This window comes from Streptomyces sp. NPDC050806 (assembly GCF_055586425.1).
Window position 1 is genome coordinate 26,920 of sequence record NZ_JBVJIF010000018.1, and the last position, 24,627, is coordinate 51,546.

Genomic DNA, 24,627 nt, shown 5'->3' on the forward strand with positions numbered 1-24,627 from the left:
GGCTGCGCCGCGCCGACCGGTTCGGCGCGGCCCAGGCGAGTCGGGCCCGAAGGAGGCCATGGGCTGGCCTCAGGGCGTGTTGGACGGGCCGGTGCCCGGCCCCGGCTGCGGGTTGGGGGAGGGGGGCCGGGTGGCGGCGCGTGCCTGCTGCCGTGCCTGGCGGATCTGTCCGGCGCGGGCTCCGCGCTCGGTTTCCTCCCGTGTCGCGTTGGCGACGGCGGAGGCGGTGGTCAGGCGTCCCGGCCGCTGCGGGCGGTTGATGCCGTAGGCGGCGAACAGCACGCCGCGGTCTTCGGTCATGGCGCGGCCCGGGGTGTCCACGGTGCGCGGGCCCCGGGGGGTGTTCTCCTGCTCGTAGACGGTGGGGGCGCCGGCGCGGACGACCGCCCGTGCGAGCGGGTTGTCGGTACGCCGCTCCACCGCCGCCCTGGCGGCCCCGGCGATCCGCGGGCCGAAGTAGGGGATGCCGTGGAAGATCATCCGCAGCATGAGCGCGTCCGCCGCGACCAGGAGCACGGCGTCGACCACCAGCGAGCCCTTGGCCATCTGCACGAACGGGGAGACCAGCAGCAGGGCGAAGGGGGCGAACATTAGGCCCAGCAGGCGCATCGCCCATGTCTTGACCGCGGAGGTGTCACCGCCGCGGGCGAGGGAGGCCAGCACCAGCGGCGCCATGCACACGAACACCAGGATCCCCAGGCTGCGGGTCATGAAGACCAGCGCCGCGAAGGCAAGGGCGACCACGAGCGCGGAGATGATGATCAGGATGGCCAGGGGGTTGCCCGAGTCCGCAGCCTTGCCCATGTCGACTCGGAGGACGGTGAACAGGGTGGACTCGCTGCTGTCGAACGCGGCCTGGAACGCGGAACTGACGGCCTTGTTCAGCAGCATCACCGCTCCGGGGATGGAGGCCATGCCGGCGACGGCCGCCAGCGTCCACCCGGTCGAGGCGCCCATCTGCCGCATCCGCGGCGCGCCCTGCCAGGCGGTCAGGCCGCACACGACGACGATGCAGAAGAAGATGGCCACGGCCAGGTGCTGTCCCAGCCACAAGAACTGGCTGTACAGCCAGTTGCTGGGCTTCTCCGGCGCCCATCCCTGGTCCGGGGCGACCAGCCCCTGAAGCTTTGTGATCAGATACCCGGCGAGCTCTTGGACATGGTCGGAGGCCCCGTCGGTGATGCCGCCGGCGGCCCCGTCGCCGAGGATGCCGCCACTGTCCTCACGTGGATCGCTGTGCTCCTTGCAGTACTTCTTTCCGTAGTGGTCGAGTGAGTCGCACGGGTCTTCGGCCTTGTTCCCCCTCTCCTCGCACAGCTTCGACGCCTTGGTCTCCTTCCCGTCTTCCTTCATCAGGTCGCAGGGATTGTCCTTGGCGGGGGCCATCGGCGCCGCCATGACCTGGGGCCGGGCCCCGGCCGTGTCCGCGGTGGATGCGGATGCGGCCGGGGCGAGCGCCAGGCCGCCGAGCAGCACCGCGAGGAGCACGGTGGCCAGGCGGCACGCGGAGCGAAGTTCCGGCACGGTGATCAGCCCTTGGCCTGGGTGACGGTGGAGAAGAGGGTGTCGCCGTAGAGGGCGAGGATGACGGCGACGAACAGCGTGCCGACCGCCATCGAGCCCTTGCGCAGGGCGGCCTTGGGGTCGTTGGACAGCTGCAGCAGCATCCGCACCGCGATGATGGCGATCACTGCGGCGATGCCCTTGGTGACCAGGCCGCCGCCGGTCAGGCCGATGGTGTCGAAGAAGTCCTTGAAGCCGCCGGACATGTCGACGGGCTTGGCGAGAATGAGGAACTTGGACATGTCAGATCTCCTTGCTGTGCTGAGTGACGGGGCGGGCGACGCCGAAGAGGTCGGGCATCGTGCCCAGGGGAGAAATGCGAACCGGGGTGCCGGGGCGGGGCGCGTCGATCATCCAGCCGCCTCCGAGAGCAATGCCGACGTGGTGAATGCTTTTAGCGCTTTTGCCGTAGAAGACGAGATCACCGGGGCGAACATCTCCCGGCTTTACCGGTTCGGAGGCTGCGTACTGCTGGGCTGCGGTACGCGGGAGGATGATTCCGGCCCGCGCATAGGCGTAGAGGGTGAGGCCGGAGCAGTCGAATCCCTTGATGGACTCTCCGGACTTTCCGCTCGGGGAGCAACAGGTTCCCGTGCTGGCTCCGTCCGCGTTTCCGCCGCCCCACGAATAGGGCGTACCGAGCATGTTCCCGGCCGCCTGTATTGCGGTGCGGGCCTGCTGAGTGGTGGCGGATTTCCCTTCACTGCCGCCGGGTGCAGGCTGCTTGGCGAGGGCGGTGATGGATTGGACGTAGTTCTGTGTTTCCTTGTACGGCGGCACGCCCCGGTATTTGCGCACGGCGCCGCTTCCGGCGTTGTAGGCGGCCAGCATATTGTTCTGCTGATCGCCGGGAACGCCTTTGACGTCCTTCGCGATGCCGCACAGGTATTTCGCAGCGGCGGGAATCGCGTCCTGGGGGTCCCACACGTCACGCTTTCCGTCGCCGTTTCCGTCGACGCCGTGGGTCTCCCATGTGGACGGCATGAACTGGGCTATGCCCTGGGCGCCGACGCCCGAGCTCGCTTTGGGATTGAAACCAGATTCCTGTGTGAGCAGAGCTGCGAGGAGGTTCGGGCTGACCTCGGAGCAGGTATTGCCCGCCTCCTCGACCAGATTCTTGTAGTCAGCGGGTACGGACACGCTCAGTGCTGCTGCCGCGCCGACGGGGTCGTCGCCCACGGTCTGCACGAGGGCGGCCACCGCGACGGCCGCGGTGGCTCCGACGCCGATCGCGACGGCTGTAGAGGCCCGAATCAAGGGTTTCCCTCCTTCCTGGGGTTTCGTGTGTTTGTGCTGGTCAGGACCGCCACCCGTGTCCGCCATCGCACCGCCACCCGTACCTGTGGGACCGCCACCCGACGGTGCCGGGTGGCGGTGGGGTGGCGGTGGCCGGGCGGTGCCGGTTGGCGGTCACGAAGCGGACATAGCGGCGGCGGTGAGGTCGGCCAGCCGGTAGCCCCGCACGCCCTTGGCGCCCTTGTCCGCGGAGACGCCGAGCAGCCGGGAAAGCTGCTTTCCGCGCTCGGTCGGGTCGGTTTCCGTGATTCCGAGTGCGGGGGCCAGCTCGGGTGTGGGCATGAAATCCACGCCCTTGCTGCGCATCAGGTCGATCGCCTGCTTGAGCGGGGATTGAGGAATCGCCTTTTCTTTTCGGGCGATGACCTCATCAACGACGGACCAGATGAACTCATCCTCGAAGCTGAACCCGCGAATCAGAGTGGATGCGCCGTTCGCGAAGAGCACCGCCTGGCCCTTGATGTCCGGGTCAAGGAGTGCCGGGTGAATCGGAGCGACCGTGTCGAAATACGAGTCGCCTAGGGCGACCTTCGCACTGCCCTCCGACGCCACATACAGGCACATCCGGTACAGGAATTGATCCCGTACCTTCACCGGAATTGCATCCTTGGCCGGTCGCTGCGTGAGCATCACCGTGGAAATCCCCGATTCCAGGGACTTCGCGACCAGGGACCGTGACTTGTCCACGACCCGGCGTACCTGCTCCTTGGATTCCTTGGAGCCGTCATCGGTGTAGAAGTCGGCGGCCTCATCGATGATGAAGAACACCGGCTTGAACTGCGGTGCGGGCTGCCGTGCACGGATGGCGTTCTGCAGCTTCACATACCGGCCGTCGACGCGGGCGTTCAGCTCATCGAGCATGTCCTCCAAAACGGCAGGATCATCCGAGGCCTCGTAACGTACGGCGATTTTCTCGAACTTGGTCAGCCCGCACAGTTTCCCGTCGAGCAGATACAGGTCGAAATCTCCGTACGCGATCAGCAGGCAGGTAATGAGCCCGTTGACGAGCGTGGTTTTGCCCATCTGGGTCATGCCGCCGATCAAAAGCGAGGCTTTGTCGAACGTCGGCACACCGGCGAGTTTCCCGGTCACCTCATGGCCGAGCGGCACCCCGCCGAATGCCTCGATCTCCTGTCGGGTCGGTGGGCGGAACAGGCGGCTGAAGGGCGGCTCGTTGAGCACCAGCAGCCGCACCCGGCGCTCGGTCTGCCGGCTGGTCTCCAGCTTCAGATGCAGCCGGGTCACCCCGAGCATCGACGCGATGGGACCGAGCCGTTTCGCGACGTCCTCGTGCGTGCGTCCTTCGGGAACCAGGAAGTCGTAAAGCCTGCCGACGTCCAGCAGCTCGACCTTGACGTCATCGGCGAGGACCACCTCGTCTTTGCCGATGGCCCCAGCCCTGCTCAGGGCCGTGGTCAGCTCCAGGTGAACCTCGCGCTGGGAGGCTTCCGCGGGCGTCTGCCCCTCGACCTCGTCGGCCTTGGCGGGTGCGTCCTGCCGCAAGGCCACGGATACCTCAGCGGAGCCGTCGCGCGCCCACAGCTGCTTCACGCCCGTTTTGACTCGCCAGGCCAGGTAGCCGAGCGCGATGAGCGCGCCGACGGTGACCAGCACGGTGGCCGGCCAGGACAGGCCGAGCTTGTCCTTGATGGCTGCCAGGACGCCGAAGGCGATGACCAGGACGCCGATCGCGCCGGCGGCCTGCCCGTAGGTCTCCTCCTGGGCCTGTTGCTTCTGTTTCTGCTTGGTTTTCGCCAAACCCCCTCCTTGGCTGAGCGCGCGAGCACGGGCCGCGGGCGTATGGGTTTTCCGGTGGTTGGGTGCTCGCCGGGTCTGCTTCCTGGGTCTGCGAGAGGCCGCTCGCCAGGTCACTCACCGGGTCTGCACCCGTGTCGACTGCGTTGTTGTTCCGGCAGTCGCAGCAACGCCCAGCCCGTTGGCCGGGCTGGGCGTCACTGGTGGTGCCGGACACTCCTCAGGCGCCTGTGTCCTCGGTTTCCTCCTCGACCTCCTCCTCGGTCCTGGTGTTGGCCTCGTTCGACGTCAGCGCGCGCCAGGCCGGGCGTACGCGGTCCTCGGAGCCGATGAAGCCGCGGGCGCGGAAGGCGGCGACGGCCTGGCGGTAGGAGGCCGGCGGGTCCTCGCGGTAGCGCAGGTGCCGCAGGACGACGTCGAGCTGCGCGTCGTCCAGCTGCTCGCCGGGGCGCGGGACCGCCACGCCTGCGACGGCGGCGAGCTCATCGAGGGTGAAGGCGCTGTCCTCGGTGTCCGTGCCGGTCTCGTGCGTGTCCGTCACGCCCGGTGTGACGGCGTCTTCCTGCGTGCCGCCCGGGTGTGACGGCTGGGCAGGCGGTTCGCCGTTGACCTGCGTGACGGCAGGCAGCGCAGGCGTGACGGTGGGTGTGACGGAGGTGAGGGCAGGTGCGACGGGGGACCACGTGCCCAGCTCCGGCAGCTCGATCGCCGTGACGGAGGCCGGCAGCGCCTTCTCCGCCATGGTCTGCTCGGTGAGCTGCGCCTGATCGTGCAGCGCCTCGGTCATCTCCTGCCGCATGGTCAGCACCGACAGGCGGTAGTCGGTCTCCGCCACCGCGACCCGCTGCTCCAGGTCCCGGGCGGCGGTGAGCAGTTCGATGCGGTGGGAGGCCTTGGCCTCCATCTCCTCCAGCTGGTCGGCGACCTTCTGCCGCTCGCTGGCCAGAGCCGCGGCCGTACTGGTGGAGACCTTCCGTCCCAGCGACGGCAGGGTCACCCACCAGGCGATCTTCGTGGCGACGATGGCGATGGGGGTGAGCACCACCGCCAGGTCGAAGGAGCCGTCACCGGTGAGGATCAGGTCGGTGGTCGGGATGGCCGCGAGGGTCGCGGTGAGGGCCAGGCCCGCCCACCGGACCCGCCCGGCGCGTCGGGCGTTGTTGCCGGCCAGGACCTCCGTCGCCTGAAACACCAGCCACAGCGTGTCCAGTGCGCCGACCGTCGGGATCGACCAGCCGCCGAAGCGGGGGGTGAGGATGCCGTAGGTCGCGTACATCGACAGCACCGCGACGCCCAGCGTCACCACTCCCAGCGCGCCGAGGATCATCCCCCGCGGCGAGCGGAGCACCTCGCGCGAACCGCGCGGGTCGGCCGCCGGCTCTTCGGGAGCTGCCTTCCTCTTCTTGAACTTCTTCTTGAGGTTCGTCATCTCTTCCTCCTCTTATTTGTTCCGGGCCGGGCGGCGTGCGGCCGTCAGGCGGTGGCGGAGTTCTGGGCGGCACGGCGATCGACGGCCTGCCGCAGGTGCTGGGGGGAGTGGCGGCGGCCGACGAGTGCGGCCGCGAGGAAGTGGATGGCTTCCTCCGGCTCGATGTGCTCTCCCGTCCGGCCGAACACGGCGCTGATCAGGTCGTCGACCGTCACGCTCTCCACGCCGCCGCGCTTGTCCTCGGCGTCGAAGACGAGCCGGGAGGCGATGGTCATCAGGCGACGGTGTCGCAGCTTCTTGATCACGGGGTCCTGTCTGTCTTGGTCTCAAGGGGGTTTGGCCGCTCAGCGTGCAGGGCTTGCGCCAGCCGCGCTGGGCAGCAGCCCGCACGGCGGTACGCCGCTGCCGGGGCGTGCCGGGAGGCGGGAAACGGATTCGAACCGCTGCCCGCCGGGCGGGACGACCGTCAGGTCAGCCGGTCGTGCCGGAGAGCCGGCCGACCTTGGCGACGTGGGCGTCCTGCCGCTCGACCAGGCGACGCACCTGCTCCTCAAGCGGCAGATAGGTGTCCACGTCGCTGTAGTAGTGGCGCTTGCCGTAGTCGCTGGCGTCGGCGATGTGCCAGTTCCTGGCCTCGGGGATGCCGGCCGCCTCCAGCGCCTCGTTGTGGCTCATCTCGGCGTAGAGGTGCCGGTCGTGGACCTCGGCGATTCGCTCCGCCCGGGCATCGAACGCCTCGGCGGCGGCCTTGGTGCGGTCCTGGGCGTCGATCAGGCGGGAGAGCGCCGCCGGCCACTCCCGCGCGGCCTCCGGGGTGCGCAGGTAGTCATACGCCGCGTCCAGGGCCTTGGCCTCGTGCTGGTAGGTCTTCCAGCGCTGCGGAGCATCCCCGATCACGGACTTCAAGTCCCTGACGTAGGAGGCGATCTTCCACTGCTCACGCGCCGCGTCGTACAGGTCGCACAGGACGTACTGCGCCTTCAGCCGCAGCACGTGCTCCGTCTGGTCCTCGTCTTCGCGGACGTAAGTAAGGCGCGGGTCGTCGTAGTAGGCCTGGGGCTTGGTCGGCTCCGCCTCCCGGCCGGTGAACGGCCTGAACTCAAAGCGCAGCCCCCAGCCACTCGGGTTGGGTTCGATCCGCGTCAGCTGCGACGGGTAGTACGCCTCGATGCGGGAGTAGATCTCCGTCTGCTCGGCCGGGGTGATCTGGAAGCTGGTGTCGAGCGGCATACTGCTCTCCTTGCGAGATTCGATGCTGGTCAGGGGCACGTCGCTTGTGGCGGGTCCGCCACAAGCGGGCAGGGGCGGCAACGCTTCTCGCCGGTCGGCGAGAAGCGCCAAGCCCCTCATCAGGCGTTTCATCACGGGTGCTGGTCAGCGGCCCGTCGGTTCGGGCGGATCCGCCCGAACCGAGGTGCGGTGCAGCTCATGTACGTGGTGGCCGGCCTCCCAGGCCGCCGCGGCCGCGAGAGCCGCGACGGTCAGGAGGGCGCGGGCCAAGGGGTGCTTGAGCCCGTGGCGTGCGACGGCCCGCGCCGCATCGTGCTGGGCGGCACGGGCCCGTCGTATGTCGTGAGGCAGTGACACGGTCAGCCGTTCTTGCCGTAGTCGCTTCCGCTCGACTGTTCGTTCTTCTGCCGGTTCTTGTCCGACAGTTCCTCGCGCTCGGCGTCTGTCATCGCCTGCGCACCGCTCCCGCTCCACTGGACGGAACCGAACTCGTGGCAGCGGCACGTCCAGTACCCGCACAGCGGGCACGCGTCATCGGCGGCCGCAGCAGCACGGTGGTGGTCGAGGATCCATTCCTGCTCACGGCGCTGCGGCTCGGGCTGGTGGTCCTGCTCGCCGCCCATCACCGCAGCCGTCGTGCCAGGGTCGATCCAGGCGCCGCACGTGCGGCACACGAGCTGGGTGCCGTCCTGTTCCATCGAACGGCCGCAGCAGACCTGCGCCACCGCACGCTGGCGGCCGCGCATCTCCGCCACCGGGACGCGCCGATCGGCGGTCAGGGCGCGACGGTCGCCGTCAGCGACCAGGTGCGCGACGAGCGCGGTGAACTGGTCGTCGGCTTCGGGGCCGCGCTTGTTGTCCCAGTCTTCGATGTCGTCGGCGACGTCGGTGAGACCGGCGCGCGGCCGGTCTGCAATGATCGTGCTCATCAGGTCCTCCTAGATCAGGTCCTGGTACTGACAGCCCTCGGTCGCCCCCGGGGGCTGTCGCCGTTCGGCTGCACGGATGAGCAGCCGCGGACGCCGCCACCCCTCTGTGGTGGGGTGGGTGGCGGCGCCCGTGGCGGCTCGTCAGGCAGCGGCCGGCAGCACGGTCTCGGCCGGGATGAAGCGCGCGGCGGCGGGCGGCGGGGCCATGTCGGCGGCGGCCTGCCGCAGCAGCGCGGCCTGGCCATGCTCAGCCAGGACCTGGTGCCAGCGGTCGGGCCAGCCGCTGCTGTGACCGAGCAGCTGCGTCAGCGGCAGCCAATCAGCCTCGATCGCGGGCGACTCAACCGGCGCCTCGGGCCACAGCGCGGAGCCGCCGGTGAGGTGGCGGTAGATCACGTCTCGGGCGGCGCGGCGCAGGACCAGCGGCAGACCCTCGTCCCCGGCCAGCGGCGTGGGCAGGCCCTCTTCGAGAACAGCCAGCCAGGTCTCCTGCGCGAGGTCCTCCACGGTGTGAGGATCGACGCCGGCGCAGTCGGCGATGAAGTTCACGAGCTGCGCCTGGTGGTCGATGACCAGCTGCTCGGCGGCCGAGTAGCGGCGCGGGGCGAATCGGAGGGTGCGGCTGCGTACGCTGGACATGTCGTCTCCTCTGGGCATTCAGGGGATGAGCGGCTGGCCCCGGCGATGTCAGCGCCGGGGGCGTTCTCGTTCGGCTGCGGTACGAGCAGCCGAGGCCGCCGCCATCCCGGACGGGATGGCGGCGGCCTCGGTCGTTCGTCGGTTGTATGTGGTTCAGCAAGCGGGCTGCTTGGGGCGGAGCGTGGTCATCGGGACCGGGGGGCTGTCGAGCGGGGCGTCACCGGCGGGTCGCTGCGCACGCCGGAGGTCGGCCTCGCGCACCGCCGGCGCCGTCGACGCCCACTTCATCTCCCGCAACAGCCACGGGGCCCGGTCCTCCGCCTGCTTCTGCGCGGCGATGTGGACGACGGCGGGCGCGGCCGCGGTGCGCGGCTTGCGGGTGACACGGGTCGAACGGCGACCAGCGGCCGTGCTGTCGGCAGCGAGCAGCCGCTCGCCCCACTGCTCGGGCGTGAGGTCGACGGTGATCCGCTGCGCGCTGCCGGGGCAGCGGCGGCCACCGGACGGCTTGTCGCCGTGGTAACGGCGGGGCTCGGTGACGCGGACAGCGTCGGGAGCGCGGTGCGGCAGGATCATCGAGCGCTGAAGGCGGTGCCAGGTGTGACAGTCGGGGCAGACCACGAGGCGGGGCTCGCCATCGCGGAGGGACAGGTGCTCAGGCCGCATCTCGCTGGCCAGCAGGGGGGTACGCCCGTTATGACGCATCAGGTCTCCCAAGAGTCATCGGAGTCATGCGGCTGTGCTCTCCTTCGGCCAGGCGACCGCCTCGTAAGGGGCAGGTCCTGACCGGCGGGCAGCACAGCGGCTGCAGTGATACGGGGTGGCGCACCTGGCTGTTCTCCGAGGGACCGCGTCGATCTCGTCACCCCGGCCGGCCTGTAAGCAACGGGCAGCCAGACGTATGAAGTTGGATTCGGGCCAAGACCCGGCTGCGTCAGTATTGAGAGGAGCGCGAAGCAACTGGCGAGTCGCCGTGCGCGCCCTCGTGCTGAGCGATCTCAGTGAAGCAGGATCTCTATAGTGAAGTCAAGACTTCTATATAGAGAAGCCCGTGGAGCGGACCATTCCGCGAGGGGAGGTGACGGCCACCCCTCTACGCCCGTAGGATCTGCTCTATAGAGAGATAGGGAGATCCATGACCCCCGACCCAAGGCCGAAGCAACGCAAATACGTACAGATCGCGGACGCGTTGCGGACAGCAATCGAGAGCGGCGAGTACCGAGCAGGAGACCGGCTGCCCGGCGAGAACGCCCTGGCACAGAACTTCGGCGTCGCCCCCCTGACTGCTCGTCAGGCCCTCGGAGTCCTCCGAGGCGAAGGACTTGTGGAGTCGCGCAAGGGCTCCGGGGTCTTCGTCCAGTCGTTCCGCCCGATCCGCCGGCGCGGCATCCCTCGCCTCTCCCGCGACCAATGGGGAACCGGCCAGACGATCTGGTCCGCCGACGATGACCGAGCTCCCGCTGTCGACCAAGTCGTCGTGGAAGAGGGGACTGTCCCACCGGACCACATCCGGCGCGTCCTCGACCTCGGCGACCACGCCACCGTATGCGTGCGCGGTCGGCGCTACGTCATGGACGAGCGCCCCGTCATGCTCGCTACGTCCTACCTGCCCCAAGAGCTGGTCGCTGGTTCCGCCATCACGCAGGCGGAAACTGGCCCCGGCGGCATCTACGCCCGGCTGGCCGATCTGGGCCACGCACCGGTGCGCTTCCGCGAGGAAATCCGCAGCCGAATGCCCTCGGGAGAGGAAGCCGCTCGGCTCGCGATTCCTGCCGACCGCTCTGTTCTCAAGTTGGTTCGGACGGCTTTCGACGCCGAAGGACGCGCTGTCGAAGTGAACGAGATGACCCTCGATGCTGCCGCATACGTACTCGACTACGAATTCGACGCTCACTGATGCCCCCTGACTACGGTCGTTTTCGCTGGTGATTGATTTCTACGACAGATTCGGGAGCCGGTTCTAGGGCTGACATGTAGCCGGAGAGAATGGCTACATGGAGACATGAGAAGGAGGTGAAATGGGGCAGCGACCAAAGGTCCTGACACCAGAAAAGTCGCCCCTGCATCACTGGGGGTGGAAGGTTCGCGAGCTCCGTACCCAGCGTGGCCTCAGCCTGCGCGGCCTCGCGGAGAAGACCTTCATCAGCCACTCTCAGCTCGCCAAACTCGAACAGGGAGAGAGGGTCCCTCGGCGTGCTGACGCTGAGGTCTTGGACGACGTGCTCGATGGCCGTTACGAGCTGATCGAGCTCTGGGAGCGAATCGGTGAGAGGGATGTATCCAGGCGTTCCCATGTATCCAGATCGGCGCCCCATGTATCCAAACCATCGTTGGACCTGGCGACGGCCCTGTCCGAGCAGGCAGCGTCGGACGATGAAGGGATCTCCGTTCCTGGTCGTCTAGCAGATGGGTCGGTGGTTTGGGTGGCGCTCAATAGGCGTGCACTTCTGCGCAGTGGAGTCGGACTCGGGGCTGCTGCCGCAATCGGCATGGGAACGCCGGCGGCTGCGGACTCGGGCGCTGTTCCAGGACTGGTTCGCAAGGCCCGGGCAGCGTCGGCATACGGGTCGACGCCAGTGGAGTACCTGCGCCGCACTCGACGTCTGCTCATCGACACCGACAACCTGCTCGGGCCCCGACGCGCGGTCAGTGCGGTACGGGACCACATCGAGGTCATCCAGGAACTGCGGCGGGACGCAAAAGGCACCGACCGGCGCCACTTGATGGAGCTCCAAACTCAGTACGGAGAGTTCCTCTCCTGGCTTTACCAGGACCTGGGCCAGCCGCAGGCCGCGTCGTACTGGCTGGACCGGGCAATGCAGTGGTCCACCACCGTCGGGGATGACGACCTGAGCGCGTACGTCATGGCTCGTAAGGCCCAGCTCGCGGGCGACACGGCGGATTTGGTCGACGTAGTGGACCTCGCCGAAGCCGCCCAGCGCATGGCGCGGCCGCGTAGCCGGCTCGCCGCCGTCGCGCGCACCTACGAGGCGTATGGGCATGCGCTGCGCGGTGACGCAGACGAGAGCGAGCGCGCCATCGACGGCGTGCGCAACGCCCTCGATGGCGCGCTCGCCGATCCCACCCCGTGGGGTGTGTGGCTGAACGCGGCCTACGTGGAGACCCACCGTGCCCAAGGTCTGCAGGTCCTCGGAAAGCACGACCAGGCGGCGGACTCGTTCGCCTCCGCGATCCGGATGATGCCGGATGACTACCACCGCGACCGCGGCGTCTACATGGCACGGCAGGCAGTGGCCTTAGCTGATGCCCGGGCCCCGGAGCAGGCCGCGTCGATCGGCATGCACGCCTTGACCGTCGCGGAGGACACCGGCTCCGGCCGGATCACGACCGCGCTCGCCCAGCTCGATAAGGCCCTGATTCCCTGGCAGCGCGTTGCGGAGGTCGAAGAATTCCGCAACGCCTTCGACGCCAACCTCGCTCACGAGACTGAAACGGAACTGACCTGATGACCGCCCGCCCCTACGTCGTGCTGTCTGCCGCCATGTCGGTCGACGGCCACCTGGACGACACCAGCCCCAAGCGGCTGCTCCTGTCCAACGAAGCGGACTTCGACCGAGTGGACCAGGTCCGCGCGGATTCCGACGCCATCCTGATCGGCGCCACCACCATGCGGAAAGACAACCCCCGCCTGCTGGTGAACAGCCCTGAGCGGCGCGCAAAGCGGGTGGCCGACGGCAAGCCGCCGTACCCGCTCAAGGTCACCGTCACCAAGTCCGGAGACCTCGCCGCCGACCTCAAGTTCTGGCACCACGGCGGCGAGAAGCTGGTCTTCACCGTGGACGACGCGGTGGCGAAGGTCCGCGCGACGCTCGGTGACCTGGCCGATGTCGTCAGCGTCGGGCCGGAGCTCGACTGGGGCCTGGTCCTCGATGAGCTCGGCCGCCGCGGCATCGTCCAGCTCATGGTTGAAGGCGGCGGCACGATCCACACCCAGCTCATGGCCCAGAACCTGGCTGACGAGGTCCACCTCGCCGTCGCGCCGCTCCTGGTCGGCCAGGCCGACGCCCCGAAGTTCCTGAGCGCTGCCGATTACCCGGGCGGGACGACCGCCCGGATGCGTTTGCTGGAAGCCCGCACGGTCGGCGATGTCGTGCTCCTCCGCTACGCACCGAAGGAGCGCGCCTGATGTACGCACCCGGCCGAGACCAGGACCTGCGCTGGATGCAGCGCGCGATCGACCTCGCCGCGCTGTGCCCTCCAGCTCCGGGCGCCTACTCGGTCGGCGCGGTCATCGTCGGCGAGGACGGCACCGAGCTGGCGGCCGGCTACTCCCGGGAGACGAATCCGCATGAGCACGCGGAGGAGGCAGCGCTCGCCAAGCTGCCCGATGATGACGTGCGCCTGGCCGGAGCGACGATCTACAGCACGCTGGAGCCCTGCTCCCAACGGCGGTCATCCCCGACGCCATGTGCGCAGCTGATCCTCGCCGCCGGCATCCCGCGTGTCGTCATCGCGTGGCGCGAGCCGAGCCTCTTCGTCGACGACTGCGTCGGCTACGAGCAGTTGGTCGAGGGTGGGGTCTCCGTCGTAGAGCTGTCTGAACTCGCTTCAGCTGCGAAGGCGCCCAATTCTCACCTGGGAAAGCTCTCGTGACCGAGACTGCACGGAACTTGAGCCAACACGCCCGACTTTCCCCCACTCAAAGCCAACTTGCATGTATAGTTTCGCGAGTATTGATCAACTTCTCAAAGGCCCAGGAACGATGGAGAGGTGAGCACCAGTGGATGACATTGACGCCCTCCTGGCACGCCCTGAGCTACCGCCCCCGGTAGTCCGCGCAGCCCTGCGCAGGGCGGATAGGTTGACTCAGGCCGAGGCGGCCGAGGCTATCGGCGTAACTCGCGTTGCCTTCCAGCGGTGGGAGACAGGTCGAGCTGAACCACACGCTCGACATCGCGCTCGCTATCTGCGCTTGCTCCAGGGGCTCGCCGAGAAGCATCCCGAAGCTGCAACACCAGCACACGCCACATAGAAAAATAGACCGGTCCTCGTCGCCACAACGAGGACCGGTCCCTTGCAATCGACTCCAGCCGGCAAGCTCCGAGTCGTGAGCAGCGAGGTGACCTCGACTGCCGGGTGATGCCCGTGGACCGTCGGTCCGCGTGGTCACCTACCCCCAGGATAGGCAACCTCGTCAAGATGACCAGCAGCGGTCGCCTTTTGTCCGCATTTTGGCCGGTCGTCTGCTCGCGGCTCCCCTACTCAGGGGAGATCCACCGATGTACCCGCATTCCCCCCGGCCCGCACCGCCTCCCGCCGACCTCGGCGCGACGGGGGTGACCCGATGAGCAACGAAGCCCAGGCCTATGTCGCCACGCTCAAGGTCGGCGACACCACACGCAAATTCATCTTGCTTCGCCTCGCGGACCGCTGCGATGAGCGCTTCTCCTGTTTCCCCTCCGTCCCTCTCCTGGCTGCCGAGGCGGAGACGAGTGAGCGGACGGTTCAGCGGCATCTGGCGAAGCTGCGGGAAATGACGCTGATCTCTGACAAGGAGCGTCTGCGGCCGGACGGTTCGACGGCGTCCAGTCGGTACTTCCTGCATGGCCCCTGGGACGACTACGCGGGCACGGGGATCCCGTTCGAGACCATCGTGACGCCGAAGCAGAAGCGCGAGCAGCAGTGGGCGGAGCCGCCCCGCGAGGGTGCCTTCCGGCCCGGTACGGCAGCTGCTGCAGCCCTGGGGCTTAACTCGATCGTTTCCGCAGGTCAGGCCGGGGTGACATCCGTGTCGCCCCGGAAGCACGAAAAGGCCACTGACGTTAACTCGGCTATTTCCGCAGGTCAGCAGGGGGTGACGCCCATGTCACCCCCCCCGGTGACGCTCATGTCACCCCCCCCGGTGTCACCGGTGTCACCCCTTGAACCCACAGAAGTAACCCCCACGACCGAACCCTCAAAAGCGCCTGCGGCGCGAGCCGCTGGTGACGCCCGTAGGGCTAGTGCGGGTAGTAGCGCGCGCGAGGCGAAGAGCGGCTCCGCCGCGTCCGGCGGCGCCAAGGCGCCGAAGAAGTCCTCCCGTGCAGGAAACGCCGACAAGGCGCGGGTCCGGATGACTCGGGAGCAGGCCGCGGCAGTGGCGACGGTGGAGGCCGCCTGGCCTGCCGAGCTGGCGGCACTGCTGCCGAAGTACCGGCCGGAGGTGCTGCGGGACGCGATCCTCGACGCCCTGGACGGCGGCCGCAGCGCGGATCAGGTCGCCGAGAGGGTTCGCCGGCGCTGGACGGCGCACGGCTATGCAGCCGACGTGCTGCCCGGCGGCAAGGGCCTCAGTTCACCAGTCGGTGTTGCAGTCGGCCTGGTACGCCCGTCCACGGACTGCCCGGACCCGATGTGCGAGGACGGGATCACGATCCACACCGGTGACGCCTGCGCGAAGTGCGCCCAGCGCCGGATCGACCGCAAAGCCGACCGGCGTCAGGGCCGCGTTCCTGGCCCCCGGGAGGACCAGCCGGCTCAGGCGTGGTGGGTGTGCGAGAACCCGGACTGCGAGAAGCCCGGCAAGGGCGAGCGTCCCCAGGACGGACTGTGCCGGTCCTGCCGCGAAGAGCTGCAGGCAGCGACCGGTCAGCTCGCTGCCAAGTTGGCGGCCGACGAAGCCGAGGCCGAGGCCCGGAACTGGGCGCTGATCTTGGAGGCGGCCTACGCCGAGCACGAGGTACGGGAGCGTGAGGCCGCCGATCGCCACGCGACCGCCGGGCGTGAGGACCAGCAGCAGGCTGTCGCCGAGGAGCAGCAGCGCCTTCGCGAGGAACTGCTCCGCCAGCACCCCGAGCTCGCTGCGTACGCCCAGACCTGACGGTTGTAGCTGTAGCGGCGGACCTGCAGTCCACCAGCCCGCACCGACGCCCCGCCCTCTGGAGGGACACGTGACGTTCCGGAAGACACCCGAAAACCTCGCCGCGGTGAAGAAAGAGGCCGAGCAGATCAGCCGCGCGCTCATGGCACGCGGCCAGACCGAAGCCGCGCCGGCCACGGATATCGCAGTTGTCTTTGAGCTGATCAGCGCTGCAGACCGTCATCTGGAGGAGGTCTCCCCGGGCCTCTACGAAGACGAACTGGAGCGAGTACACCTCGACCTCGCCGCGAGCTACGCCTCGCTCGCCAAAGCCGGCGCCCGTGCTGTTGCTTCCCGGTTGGACATTGCTGACGCACCCGATCAGTGATCGCTCCGGGGGCATCCGGGCCCCTGGAGGCCGCTCTGAGTGCCTCGCGCCTCCCCGGCGGCAAGCACCCTGGCGGGCCGTACGGGAGGCCCTCAGCGCCCCACGCAAGCGATCTTGGCGGGCGGTGTTCGTGGCCGGGAAGACGCGGCTACGGAAATCCCCTTACGCGCCGGGAGGCGAGTTTTCACCGGCCGGCGCGGTGGTCAGGGGCTGCTGTGGACCTGGCTGCGGATGGATGCTGCACAGAAAGCTCACAAATGGGCCGGTCGTTGAGCGCGGTCGGCCCGCGCGTCCGTCACGGGTGGCGGGACGCAACGAAGGCCCCGACCGGTTATCCGGGCGGGGCCTTCGCCATGTCAGACGCAGGGCGTGGAGCTGGCGCCTATCAGCGGTCGGCACCGGGTGGGGGCACGTCTGTCCCCGGCACCGTAGTGCCGGGGACAGACGGCCGCTAGGCCATCACAGCGTGCAGCGTGCCAACCGCCGTGCCGAAGGCGGCAAGGGCAGGCAGCGGCCCGCCGACGGCGAAGACGACCGCAGCTGCCAAGGCGGCCGCGGTGAGGATCACTCCCCAGCGGAGCGGCAACCGCTCCGGGGCGGGGGTGTTGTTTGCAGAGTTACGTCGTACATTGGCCAAAGCGGATTCCAATCTGCAGGCGATAGCTGAAGCGGCCCCGGGGGCATCCGGGGCCGTTCGCGTTCTCGGCGAACGGCTGGCCGCTGAGCCCGAAGTTCCGGGCCCTATCTCCATTCTCTGATGCTCCTGAGGGGTCGTCACAGGCATCTGGAAACGCTTTGATCCGCACATAACTTTGACTAGACAGTTAGTAGTTTCTTATGCGGGGATCAAAGCGTTGAGAGCAAAACGTGACTGGGAGCAGTGACTGCGATGACGGGGGACCTGGAAGCAGTGGAGCGACGGCACCGGCGCCTCAAGCGGCTCAAGGACACCAAGGAGATCGAACGGGCGAACGCTGCCCTGCAGGATGCCTGGGAGAGCGGCAGGCAGCCGACGGAGATCGGGGTGCGCACCCAGCTGTTCTCGTCGGACGGGGCTGTTCCGGCGCCCGTGACGAGGCTGCTCAATCCGCGAGGCATCGCGCTGAGGTTCTACCTGATCGCGGTTTTCGAGGCCCACTGCCGCCTCGCCCCGGGGAAGCAGTGGTCGGCGACGCGCCCTTTGCAAGGCCCGCAGGGTTGGACCAACTTCGTCGCTATCGACGCCGCCTACAGCAGTACGACGGACACCTACCTGCGCGAGACGAAGCAGTCCCGGGACGCGGAGACCAGCCGCCTGCGGCAGCTCCAGGGCGCGCTGCGCACCCTGGAGGACATCGGCATCGACGGCGAACAGGCCCTGGTGGAGGTGCCGCGCAAGGCGAACGGGCGGACTCGGCACTACGCGGACTTCCGGCTGCTGCGGGAGAGTGGCCGCGGCCGCCTGCACACGCCGGAGCACTACAGCGTTCCCTCCCGCGCCGAGACCACGACGGCCACCGAGATCCCGCTCGACTTCTTCCTACGCGGGTGGGTGCACGTGCTGACCCCGGCTGAGATGGTCACCTGGCTCGCGCTGCAGGAACTCAGCCAGGCCTACCCCGGCTCGCATGAGGCCGCAGGGGTCTACCTGTACGCGAAGCGGAGGGAGGAGGAGTTCGGGCTGCTCCGCGATTCCTACGAGGACTCGTGCAACACGCTGCGGGACCTCGGCCTCATCCGTACGGTGCAGCCACAGATCGTCGTGCCCGTGACCGTACGTCCTGCCGCGGCATCCGGCGCCCAGAAACCCTCGTTCCTCTACAGGCCGGACCGCTACCAAATGGTCGACGAAGGGCTCCACGCGGACGCGCTGGAGAAGACCATGAAGGAACTTACCCTGCGCCAGCACGACCTGAAGCAGCGCCAGCTGAGCAGAGCAGCCACCCGGTGACCAGAGCCGCACCGCGGGCCTGCCGTCCAAGTCGCCCCGCCGCCCGGCTCAGGTGCCCGCGGGGCTCCCAGGCACCTGGGCCCGTTCTACTTGGTCCGTTGGGCAGTTGACTCCAGGTCGGCGGGCAGCGGACGCCCTCTCCTCGCGCGCCTGCGGACAACGAGATAGATCCGTTAGACCTAATAGGGTCAATTGCTGCTGAGCTGCAGGCCCGCATGCCACGCCACCAAAGTTCGCCACCGTGGCCGGCAAGCAGGAGGACTCCGGCAGCTCCGCTGCTGGCCCGAGCGTCCAGCCTGACGGCTTCCTTCGCATAGGTGGTTTCAACGCTGACGCCGCGCTCGGGGCCGCTATCAACAGATAGTGCTCAAGACGACACTCCGGGCCCTTGCTGGCGCCGCCCTTGCGACTCTGCCCCTGCTCACCGCCGCCCCCGCCCCCGCCCAAGGTCACGCACGCGAGTCGATGACACTCGCCGCCGGGGCGGAGGCACTGCCGCTTGCCGCGGAGAACCGGGACGGCTACCAGCGCACCTCCTTCAAGCACTGGATCGACGAAGACCACGACGGCTGCTCCACCCGCAACGAAGTGCTCCTCGCCGAGTCGCGGACACCGGCCGAGACAGGCCCCGGTTGCAAGGTCCTCTCGGGAGAGTGGTTCAGCTACTACGAAACGAACACGCCCAAGGCTGATACCTGCCCCCGTCGGCATGCTGTCGTCACCCCGGTCCGCCGGCACGCAGGCCGGGGATGTCTGACCCCGTTAGGCCCAACAGGGGCAGTTGTACGCCGCGCGTCTGAAGCGCCCAGGGCGTCCTCTGCCGGCGTGCACGTGCGCCGGCACGAACGTCTCCACACGAGGCCTGTAACGAAACCGATCTAAGTCCGCGCTGCTCCGCCCGGCGAATTAAACCTCTCTGACCTGCAGAAACACCTTCCACTGCGGCGAATTACATCCGGGAGCGCCGTGAAATCGCTATGTTGAGACCCGGTTAGGACACGTGTGCCTGACCACCGCCCCGCTCTCCGCGGGGCTTTTTTGTTTCCGATGGCCCCCGACACCGCCGGTGTCGGGGGCCATCGGTGTTTTTGGACGGAGGAGTCGTGTCGAACCCTGTGCTGGCGTTGGTAGGCGTGCTGTTCCTGGCTGCCGCTGGTGTGTGCTGCCTGGCCATCGTGAGCCACCGGCGCATCACCGAGCAGGCCATGGACCGTGCCCGCCCGGAGGACGTTCCGGGGATGCTGGAGACCAGTGGGAGGACGCTCACGGGCCTGCTCGGCTCGCTGAAGCTGTGGGCGCGAAGGATTTTGCCGGGCGCCTCCGGCGCGGGCGTTGGTGAACTTCCGCCCGCCGACAGTGGTACGCCGGGGAGCACGGCACCGGGGGCAGAAGGGGCGGGGCAGTGAAACAACAGCACAAGATCGGCTACGGGCCCGATGCGGACCCGGTGGGCCGGCACGCCGGTGAAGACCTCCTCGGGCGCGAGCTGCGCCGGCTACTCAAGCCCGGCGAGCGGAAGGTACTGCTCGACCACCTCCACGGCGTCCCGCTTGATCAGCTGGCGCGTCACAACGGTCTGGCCGTTGAGTCCGTGGAGAAGCTGATCTCCCACCTGCTGCACCGGCTGCGCACCTCTGAGCACGCCGACCAACTACGTCAGGAACTCCGCGACCGGCACGGTCCGCGGCACTCCCCCGAGGTCTGGCAAACGGCCGAGGAGTTGCCGGTGCACCGATGCGCGGGCCCCGGCTGCACCGCGCCCCCCTTCACCCAGGCCGCCGTCGGCCGCACCCGCGAATTCTGCTCGGTCCGCTGCCGAGTGGCCGCACACCGGGCACGCAAGCGTGCCGCAGCGGGGCCACTTCGCACCCGGCGGAGCGCCAGGCCCACACAACTGCCGAAGCAGCGCAAGTACCGGTGGCAGGACTACTCCGCGCCCCTGCCGGAACTGCCCACACCCCGCAGCGCCCCTCCTCCATACGCGGAGTCCCTCCAGCACCGCCTGGACATGCGTCTGCGCTACGGACGGCCGCACCCTGCAGCTCAGCCCGAGTCGCTGGCGACCTTCCGCAGCACCGAGGCGAGCAAGACGTTGGCGTACACAGTGCTTACGTACATGCAGGACACCACGTTCTCGCTCAGCAGGCAGCCCGGCCAGATCGGTCGGTTCGGTATCGGCGCCCGCCTCCTCATGCGACTCAACTCGCGGGCAGGCCTGCGAGCGCATCTGTACGACCCCTACACGAACGCCCTGGAGCAGCTCAGGGAAGAGGCTTCGGTGCGGGTACCTCTCCAGCAAAGCCTCACCAGCCCCCTGCACAGCCAGCTGCCCCAGCCCAGGCCAATGCAGCAAGCAGCGTCGCGGGCCTGGGCGCCACTGCCCGTTCTTCCCGCACGGGCCCGGCTCTGGGAACAGGCACCGTCCCCGCAATGCGGTCCGCCGCTGCCTCGGTCCTCCACCGGTCGCCGTCTTCCATCGCCACCCGCTCGGCGGTCTTGGCGCCGGGGACGCACCCGTCGGGCTGCCCGGCGGTGACCTACCGCGGCGTGCGGGCCCGCAAGCGAGCCGCCGGCCCCACACCACACAGCAGGAGGGCGTAGCAATTGGCCCTGTGGGCCTAACAGGGCCACGTGGACCTGAACTGTGGGTCCCGAAATGCAGCACCCGATACGTCCGCGAGTAGCGGGCGCGTCGGGCGCCCGGGAAGAGGTTTCGTTGGCCCTGTTGGCCCCAATAGGTCTACGGAGGAGTGAGGTGCACGACGCGGTCCAGGGCGCGCAGCAGCTCGGTTCCCATCCGGTGCGCGGGATGTCGTTGTCGAGCAGGCCGGCGCCGGCCAGGGTGGCGAGCTGGACCTGGTGCTCGATGCCGAGTCGCCATGCCTCGCGCAGACGTCCCGGGCCTCGTCGCGGGCTGGCGGCCGACCTAGCGTGCCCCGTCGAAGTCGCACAGCACCGCGTTGAACGGCAGCGTGTCCATGACCGGTGATGATGCCATTTGCCGGATCAACCGGCAGGGGCTGTTCGACGGCGAAGTACTCACCGACGGTGCGTGGCCGCATCTGGATGCGGCCACGCACCGTTCTGCTCGTCCCCTGGTCGACCAGCAGCGCAGCCAGAGAATTCACTTCGGGTATGGGGACGAGCCGGTCACGAGAGCGGGGCTACTCCCTTCCGTACAGGTCTCTGCGCGAATGCGCCTCGATACTGCGGCGGAATAGTGCAATTTTTGACGACTCGTAGGGCGCGGGGGGCTACCAGTTCGAGCGCCCTTCCGCTATTGATTCCGGCCGCGTCGCACAGAATCAGCCATATGCGACAGGAGCGTGCCAGGTCGTAACTCCTGGCGGGCTGTGGCGTCTTGTCGGCGAAGTGGCTAAAAATCGGGCACATCTACGCGTGAAGACTGACGCAAAAGTTCGATTTTTACTTGCTGCCTACAGCTTGATCACTGCATCCTCACACGGCTCCCAGTCGAAAGGATCGGCTCGCGCTTGACCAGCGTGCGGGGGAAGTCAATCTCAAGGAGGGGACATGCGCGTCTCGCGTCTGTCTTGTGCTGCGCTGACCGGCGCAGTGGCCACGATGGTGCTCGGTGTCGTCCCGGCTCACGCCGAGGGCAGCAAGACCACCTACATCTCGAACTGGGCGACCGGTTACGAGTCCAGCCGCTGGCACGACACCAACAAGGACAGCGCCAGCACCACCGTCAGATTCTCCGGCTGCTCGATCCCGAGCTCGCCGGGAACCAAGGCGTCTGCGGCGATATCTGTATGGAAGGACACCTTCGGGCCCGACACCAACTACGGATCGAAGAGCAACGCCTGCAGCGCCACCCTCTCCTGGGGGGACCGCGCCAAGGGCGACTACTACTTCCGTCTGGACAAGATCAACGGTGCGTCGGGTTCGGGGACGTTCCACCTCAACGCCAAGACCGTGACGATCAAGTGGTAACGCACCACCAGTGACGAACACCGCCGGGCGGAACCTCTTCCGCCCGGCTTTGCCATCCCCCACGACCAGCAAGGACGAGATGTCTCTGCAGTTCACCCGATGCTCCTTCCAGTACGGGCGGAAGGTGCCGGTTCTGGACCGGCTCAGCCTGACCATCGACCACAGAGCCACCGTCCTGCTGGGACCCAACGGTGCCGGCAAGTCCACGATGATGGGCATCGCCGCGTCCTGGCTCAGCCCCACCCGCGGCACCGTCGCCTGGCGCGGCCGCAAGCCGGACAGCGCCCGCGACCGCGCCGCCTACCGCGCAGCTGTCGGCTGGCTCCCGCAGCACATCAAGCCCATGCCGGGCCTGACGGTGCGGGAGAACGTCGCCTACATCGGCTGGTTGAAGGGCATGGCCCGCCGCGAGGCCTGGGACCGCTCCGCCCCGGCTCTGGAGCGCGTCAGGCTCGGCAGCCTCGCCGACCGCAAGAGCCACCAGCTCTCCGGCGGCCAGCTGCGCCGCATGGGCATCGCCGGAACGCTGGTTCATCACAGCGAACTCGTCCTGCTGGACGAGCCGACCGCCGGCCTGGACCCCTCCCAGCGCAAGGTCTTCCGCCAGGTCCTGGATGACCTCCTCGCCGACGTCCATGTCGTGGTCTCCACCCACCAGACAGAGGACCTTGATGCCGTCTACGACCACGTCGTGGTCCTGGACCGCGGCAAGGTCCGCTTCCAGGGCGACACCGCCGGCTTCCTTGCCCTGGCCCACCCCGGCCTGCCCGAATCGCGCCGGGCCGAAGGCGCCTACACCCAGCTGATCGAACAGGAGGTGTGAGGCCATGCGCTGGCGCACCGTCCTGCGTTCCTCCTCCGCCGCCTGGCTCGCCCCGCTGCTGGCTGCCTTCGTCGCCTTCCTGCTCCGCGACGACCTCGTGGCCGGCGTCACCGCCGGCTACTGGCCCAGCGTCTTCGGCGCGGCCGCCTTCGCCCTGCCCTTCGTCACCCCCGCCTGCGCCGCCGCCGGCGCCTGGGAAGGCTCCCGCATCGCCCGCGGCAACGTCGCCGCCTGGGCACCTTCCCGCGGTGGCCTGGCCATCGCCTGGCCCCTGCTCCTACCCGTGGTCGTGCTCGGCCTGCTCGGCATGGCCATCGCGGTCGGCTTCACCCTGACCGAGGCCGCCCCCGACGGCGGCACGCCTCCGCTCGGCGTGGCCGCCATGTGGCTGGTCATCCTCCTGGCCAACGCCATGGCCGGCTTCCTCCTCGGCCGCAAGCTGCCGCTGGTCATCGCCGCCCCGCTCGCCCTGATCCTCAGCTTCGTCCTCACCGCCTACCCCGCCACCCTCGAACCGCTGTGGCTGCGCCACATGGTCACCGGTGGCGTCAACGGCTGCTGCTCCCTGGATCAGACCCTCAGCTGGCGCGCGGTGGCCAGCGCCACCGCTCTCGCGGCGGCCGTCGTCCTCGCCGCCGCCCTGGCACTGACCGCCACGGGCAAGCGCGCGGTGCGCCTCGGTGTCACGGGGCTGCTGACGGTCGGGCTGCTGGGCAGCGGCGCCCTGGCCTACGGTCTGCCCGCCGAGCCGTCCAACGCTCGCTCCACCACCGCTCTGACCTGCAGCGGATCCGATCCGCAGGTGTGCGTCTGGCCCGAGCTGAGCAGCGACCTGCCCACCATCCAGCGTGACGCCGCCGACGCCCGAGCCCGCCTGCAGCGGGCCGGGCTGAGCGTGCCGGCGAAGCTCACCATGGCCGAACACCCCGGCAACGGCGCCCAGTACATCGGCTCCTGGGAGCAGGCCACCGCCGACAACGTTCGCATCGGCATCGCCGCGGGACTGCTGCCCGCCAGCCCGCCGGCCTGCGCCGCCAAGGGCGACTTCCCCGGCGAGGTGGCCTTCGGCCCCCTGGCCTCCTGGCTGTCCCTGACCGCCGATGCGAGCAAGAGCGAGGTCGCTGGCCGCTACGGCCAGCAGGAGACCGCCCTCGCTGCCCGGGTCCGTGCCGCTCCGGCATCCCAGCAGCGTGCCTGGTTCCAGCGCAACGAATCCGCGCTGCACGACTGCACCACCAAGCCTGAGCTGAAGCTGACCGGCCGGACCGCGGGAGGAGCGCAGTGATCTGGTGGCTGAAGGCCAGGGCCGTACCGCAGGTACTGGCCACCATGTGCGCCACCCTGGCGCTAGCTGCCCTGGCCCAGGACGAGGCTATTCCGGTGCCGACCATCATCGGGCCCTCCGGCTCGCTTCTCTTCGGCCAGATCCTCGGCCTGCTGCCCACCGTGGTCCTGCTCTGGGGCATCGAACGGGGCGATGTCATGGCCGAAGAGGTGGCCGTCCGGCCCGCACGCCCGCGCACTCTGGCCCTGTGCCTGGCCTACGTCGTCGTTCTCGCCGCGCTGGCGACCGTGGTGCATGTCCTCTTCGACCGGCCGGATGTCCTGTCCATGGCTCGCAACAGCATCGGGTCCCTCGGCGCAGCCCTGATCCTGCGGGCACTGGTCGGCCCCGGCATCGCAGCCATCACCATTGCCGCCCTTCCGCTGCTGTGCGCGGCCGCCGGCCGCCGTCCCGGCGGCTCGGCCCAGCCGTGGGCCTGGCCGATCCACCCGGCCCACTCCGCCCTGGCGCTGGCTGAGGCCGGCTTCCTGCTCCTGGTCGGCTGCCTCCTGCTGCTGTGGCGGCGCAGGCCGGTAGCGAACCTGCTGGCCCTCGGAGCCTGACGCGC

Annotated in this window: 25 protein-coding genes and 1 pseudogene; 15 read left to right on the forward strand and 11 right to left on the reverse strand. The window is 68.7% G+C overall.

The window, feature by feature from the left end:
* Nucleotides 1-69: 69 nt before the first annotated feature.
* The 11 genes from ACZ6WH_RS37735 to ACZ6WH_RS37785 all read right to left on the reverse strand — a co-directional run bounded on the left by ACZ6WH_RS37735 (nt 70) and on the right by ACZ6WH_RS37785 (nt 9,546).
* The gene (locus ACZ6WH_RS37735) at nt 70-1,524 is read right to left on the reverse strand and encodes a hypothetical protein (protein ID WP_469734526.1); all 1,455 of its coding nucleotides are present in this window, start codon (nt 1,522-1,524) and stop codon (nt 70-72) included.
* A gap of 5 nt (nt 1,525-1,529) precedes the next feature.
* Nucleotides 1,530-1,805: a hypothetical protein gene (locus ACZ6WH_RS37740; RefSeq protein WP_469734528.1), complete on the reverse strand. Its 276-nt coding sequence runs from the start codon at nt 1,803-1,805 to the stop codon at nt 1,530-1,532.
* A 1-nt stretch (nt 1,806) separates the two neighbouring features.
* The gene (locus ACZ6WH_RS37745; protein ID WP_469734530.1) at nt 1,807-2,820 is read right to left on the reverse strand and encodes a C40 family peptidase; all 1,014 of its coding nucleotides are present in this window, start codon (nt 2,818-2,820) and stop codon (nt 1,807-1,809) included.
* Between the two features lie 153 nt (nt 2,821-2,973).
* Complete coding sequence (locus ACZ6WH_RS37750) at nt 2,974-4,617, reverse strand: FtsK/SpoIIIE domain-containing protein (RefSeq protein WP_469734532.1); 1,644 nt, start codon at nt 4,615-4,617, stop codon at nt 2,974-2,976.
* A gap of 217 nt (nt 4,618-4,834) precedes the next feature.
* The gene (locus ACZ6WH_RS37755) at nt 4,835-6,043 is read right to left on the reverse strand and encodes a hypothetical protein (RefSeq protein ID WP_469734534.1); all 1,209 of its coding nucleotides are present in this window, start codon (nt 6,041-6,043) and stop codon (nt 4,835-4,837) included.
* 44 nt (nt 6,044-6,087) lie between these two features.
* Nucleotides 6,088-6,318, reverse strand: coding sequence for a hypothetical protein (locus ACZ6WH_RS37760; protein ID WP_469734536.1), 231 nt, complete (start codon nt 6,316-6,318; stop codon nt 6,088-6,090).
* Between the two features lie 196 nt (nt 6,319-6,514).
* The gene (locus ACZ6WH_RS37765; protein ID WP_469734538.1) at nt 6,515-7,273 is read right to left on the reverse strand and encodes a hypothetical protein; all 759 of its coding nucleotides are present in this window, start codon (nt 7,271-7,273) and stop codon (nt 6,515-6,517) included.
* Nucleotides 7,274-7,417: 144 nt separating this feature from the next.
* Nucleotides 7,418-7,630, reverse strand: a complete 213-nt coding sequence (locus ACZ6WH_RS37770; protein ID WP_469734540.1) for a hypothetical protein — start codon at nt 7,628-7,630, stop codon at nt 7,418-7,420.
* A gap of 2 nt (nt 7,631-7,632) precedes the next feature.
* Complete coding sequence (locus ACZ6WH_RS37775) at nt 7,633-8,202, reverse strand: hypothetical protein (protein WP_469734542.1); 570 nt, start codon at nt 8,200-8,202, stop codon at nt 7,633-7,635.
* A 141-nt stretch (nt 8,203-8,343) separates the two neighbouring features.
* Complete coding sequence (locus ACZ6WH_RS37780; protein ID WP_469734544.1) at nt 8,344-8,841, reverse strand: RNA polymerase sigma factor; 498 nt, start codon at nt 8,839-8,841, stop codon at nt 8,344-8,346.
* A gap of 153 nt (nt 8,842-8,994) precedes the next feature.
* Complete coding sequence (locus tag ACZ6WH_RS37785; protein ID WP_469734546.1) at nt 8,995-9,546, reverse strand: hypothetical protein; 552 nt, start codon at nt 9,544-9,546, stop codon at nt 8,995-8,997.
* A 430-nt stretch (nt 9,547-9,976) separates the two neighbouring features.
* Here ACZ6WH_RS37785 and ACZ6WH_RS37790 point away from each other — a divergent pair, with 430 nt between their 5' ends.
* The 15 genes and pseudogenes from ACZ6WH_RS37790 (at nt 9,977) to ACZ6WH_RS37860 (ending at nt 24,622) form a co-directional block, all read left to right on the forward strand.
* Nucleotides 9,977-10,738: a GntR family transcriptional regulator gene (locus ACZ6WH_RS37790; protein WP_469734548.1), complete on the forward strand. Its 762-nt coding sequence runs from the start codon at nt 9,977-9,979 to the stop codon at nt 10,736-10,738.
* Between the two features lie 121 nt (nt 10,739-10,859).
* A pseudogene (locus ACZ6WH_RS37795) lies at nt 10,860-11,009 on the forward strand (helix-turn-helix domain-containing protein); the annotation flags it as partial.
* A gap of 408 nt (nt 11,010-11,417) precedes the next feature.
* Nucleotides 11,418-12,308 carry a DNA-binding protein gene (locus tag ACZ6WH_RS37800; protein WP_469734605.1) on the forward strand — a complete coding sequence of 297 codons (891 nt, stop codon included), beginning with the start codon at nt 11,418-11,420 and terminating at the stop codon, nt 12,306-12,308.
* Nucleotides 12,308-12,988, forward strand: coding sequence for a RibD family protein (locus tag ACZ6WH_RS37805; RefSeq protein WP_469734550.1), 681 nt, complete (start codon nt 12,308-12,310; stop codon nt 12,986-12,988). The genes ACZ6WH_RS37800 and ACZ6WH_RS37805 overlap by 1 nt, the downstream gene beginning before the upstream one ends.
* The gene (locus ACZ6WH_RS37810; RefSeq protein ID WP_469734552.1) at nt 12,988-13,455 is read left to right on the forward strand and encodes a deaminase; all 468 of its coding nucleotides are present in this window, start codon (nt 12,988-12,990) and stop codon (nt 13,453-13,455) included. The genes ACZ6WH_RS37805 and ACZ6WH_RS37810 overlap by 1 nt, the downstream gene beginning before the upstream one ends.
* A 127-nt stretch (nt 13,456-13,582) precedes the next feature.
* Nucleotides 13,583-13,834, forward strand: coding sequence for a helix-turn-helix domain-containing protein (locus tag ACZ6WH_RS37815; protein WP_469734554.1), 252 nt, complete (start codon nt 13,583-13,585; stop codon nt 13,832-13,834).
* 312 nt (nt 13,835-14,146) lie between these two features.
* Nucleotides 14,147-15,661, forward strand: a complete 1,515-nt coding sequence (locus ACZ6WH_RS37820) for a helix-turn-helix domain-containing protein (protein WP_469734556.1) — start codon at nt 14,147-14,149, stop codon at nt 15,659-15,661.
* A 70-nt stretch (nt 15,662-15,731) separates the two neighbouring features.
* Entirely contained in the window at nt 15,732-16,028 is a 297-nt protein-coding gene (locus ACZ6WH_RS37825; protein ID WP_469734558.1) for a hypothetical protein, read from the forward strand.
* Nucleotides 16,029-16,917: 889 nt separating this feature from the next.
* Nucleotides 16,918-17,958: a hypothetical protein gene (locus ACZ6WH_RS37830; protein WP_469734560.1), complete on the forward strand. Its 1,041-nt coding sequence runs from the start codon at nt 16,918-16,920 to the stop codon at nt 17,956-17,958.
* A 1,103-nt stretch (nt 17,959-19,061) separates the two neighbouring features.
* Nucleotides 19,062-19,364, forward strand: coding sequence for a hypothetical protein (locus tag ACZ6WH_RS37835; RefSeq protein WP_469734562.1), 303 nt, complete (start codon nt 19,062-19,064; stop codon nt 19,362-19,364).
* Nucleotides 19,361-20,494: a hypothetical protein gene (locus ACZ6WH_RS37840; protein WP_469734564.1), complete on the forward strand. Its 1,134-nt coding sequence runs from the start codon at nt 19,361-19,363 to the stop codon at nt 20,492-20,494. Before ACZ6WH_RS37835 ends, ACZ6WH_RS37840 begins: the two co-directional genes overlap by 4 nt.
* A 998-nt stretch (nt 20,495-21,492) precedes the next feature.
* Nucleotides 21,493-21,912, forward strand: coding sequence for a hypothetical protein (locus ACZ6WH_RS37845; RefSeq protein WP_469734566.1), 420 nt, complete (start codon nt 21,493-21,495; stop codon nt 21,910-21,912).
* A gap of 79 nt (nt 21,913-21,991) precedes the next feature.
* Nucleotides 21,992-22,735, forward strand: coding sequence for an ATP-binding cassette domain-containing protein (locus ACZ6WH_RS37850; RefSeq protein ID WP_469734568.1), 744 nt, complete (start codon nt 21,992-21,994; stop codon nt 22,733-22,735).
* A 4-nt stretch (nt 22,736-22,739) separates the two neighbouring features.
* On the forward strand, nt 22,740-24,020 hold the full coding sequence (locus ACZ6WH_RS37855) for a DUF7224 domain-containing protein (protein WP_469734570.1): 1,281 nt from the start codon (nt 22,740-22,742) through the stop codon (nt 24,018-24,020).
* The gene (locus ACZ6WH_RS37860) at nt 24,017-24,622 is read left to right on the forward strand and encodes a hypothetical protein (protein WP_469734572.1); all 606 of its coding nucleotides are present in this window, start codon (nt 24,017-24,019) and stop codon (nt 24,620-24,622) included. Before ACZ6WH_RS37855 ends, ACZ6WH_RS37860 begins: the two co-directional genes overlap by 4 nt.
* Nucleotides 24,623-24,627: the final 5 nt, after the last annotated feature.

What these genes read in the sequence shown, in the direction of transcription:
- ACZ6WH_RS37755 (WP_469734534.1), bottom strand. Translation starts at nt 6,043, where the DNA reads ATGACGAACCTCAAGAAGAAGTTCAAGAAGAGGAAGGCAGCTCCCGAA.
- ACZ6WH_RS37775 (WP_469734542.1), bottom strand. Translation starts at nt 8,202, where the DNA reads ATGAGCACGATCATTGCAGACCGGCCGCGCGCCGGTCTCACCGACGTC.
- ACZ6WH_RS37830 (WP_469734560.1), top strand. Translation starts at nt 16,918, where the DNA reads ATGACGGGGGACCTGGAAGCAGTGGAGCGACGGCACCGGCGCCTCAAG.
- ACZ6WH_RS37850 (WP_469734568.1), top strand. Translation starts at nt 21,992, where the DNA reads ATGTCTCTGCAGTTCACCCGATGCTCCTTCCAGTACGGGCGGAAGGTG.
- ACZ6WH_RS37855 (WP_469734570.1), top strand. Translation starts at nt 22,740, where the DNA reads ATGCGCTGGCGCACCGTCCTGCGTTCCTCCTCCGCCGCCTGGCTCGCC.
- ACZ6WH_RS37780 (WP_469734544.1), bottom strand. Translation starts at nt 8,841, where the DNA reads ATGTCCAGCGTACGCAGCCGCACCCTCCGATTCGCCCCGCGCCGCTAC.
- ACZ6WH_RS37740 (WP_469734528.1), bottom strand. Translation starts at nt 1,805, where the DNA reads ATGTCCAAGTTCCTCATTCTCGCCAAGCCCGTCGACATGTCCGGCGGC.
- ACZ6WH_RS37785 (WP_469734546.1), bottom strand. Translation starts at nt 9,546, where the DNA reads ATGCGTCATAACGGGCGTACCCCCCTGCTGGCCAGCGAGATGCGGCCT.
- ACZ6WH_RS37805 (WP_469734550.1), top strand. Translation starts at nt 12,308, where the DNA reads ATGACCGCCCGCCCCTACGTCGTGCTGTCTGCCGCCATGTCGGTCGAC.
- ACZ6WH_RS37845 (WP_469734566.1), top strand. Translation starts at nt 21,493, where the DNA reads ATGCGCGTCTCGCGTCTGTCTTGTGCTGCGCTGACCGGCGCAGTGGCC.
- ACZ6WH_RS37765 (WP_469734538.1), bottom strand. Translation starts at nt 7,273, where the DNA reads ATGCCGCTCGACACCAGCTTCCAGATCACCCCGGCCGAGCAGACGGAG.
- ACZ6WH_RS37810 (WP_469734552.1), top strand. Translation starts at nt 12,988, where the DNA reads ATGTACGCACCCGGCCGAGACCAGGACCTGCGCTGGATGCAGCGCGCG.
- ACZ6WH_RS37760 (WP_469734536.1), bottom strand. Translation starts at nt 6,318, where the DNA reads ATGACCATCGCCTCCCGGCTCGTCTTCGACGCCGAGGACAAGCGCGGC.
- ACZ6WH_RS37790 (WP_469734548.1), top strand. Translation starts at nt 9,977, where the DNA reads ATGACCCCCGACCCAAGGCCGAAGCAACGCAAATACGTACAGATCGCG.
- ACZ6WH_RS37820 (WP_469734556.1), top strand. Translation starts at nt 14,147, where the DNA reads ATGAGCAACGAAGCCCAGGCCTATGTCGCCACGCTCAAGGTCGGCGAC.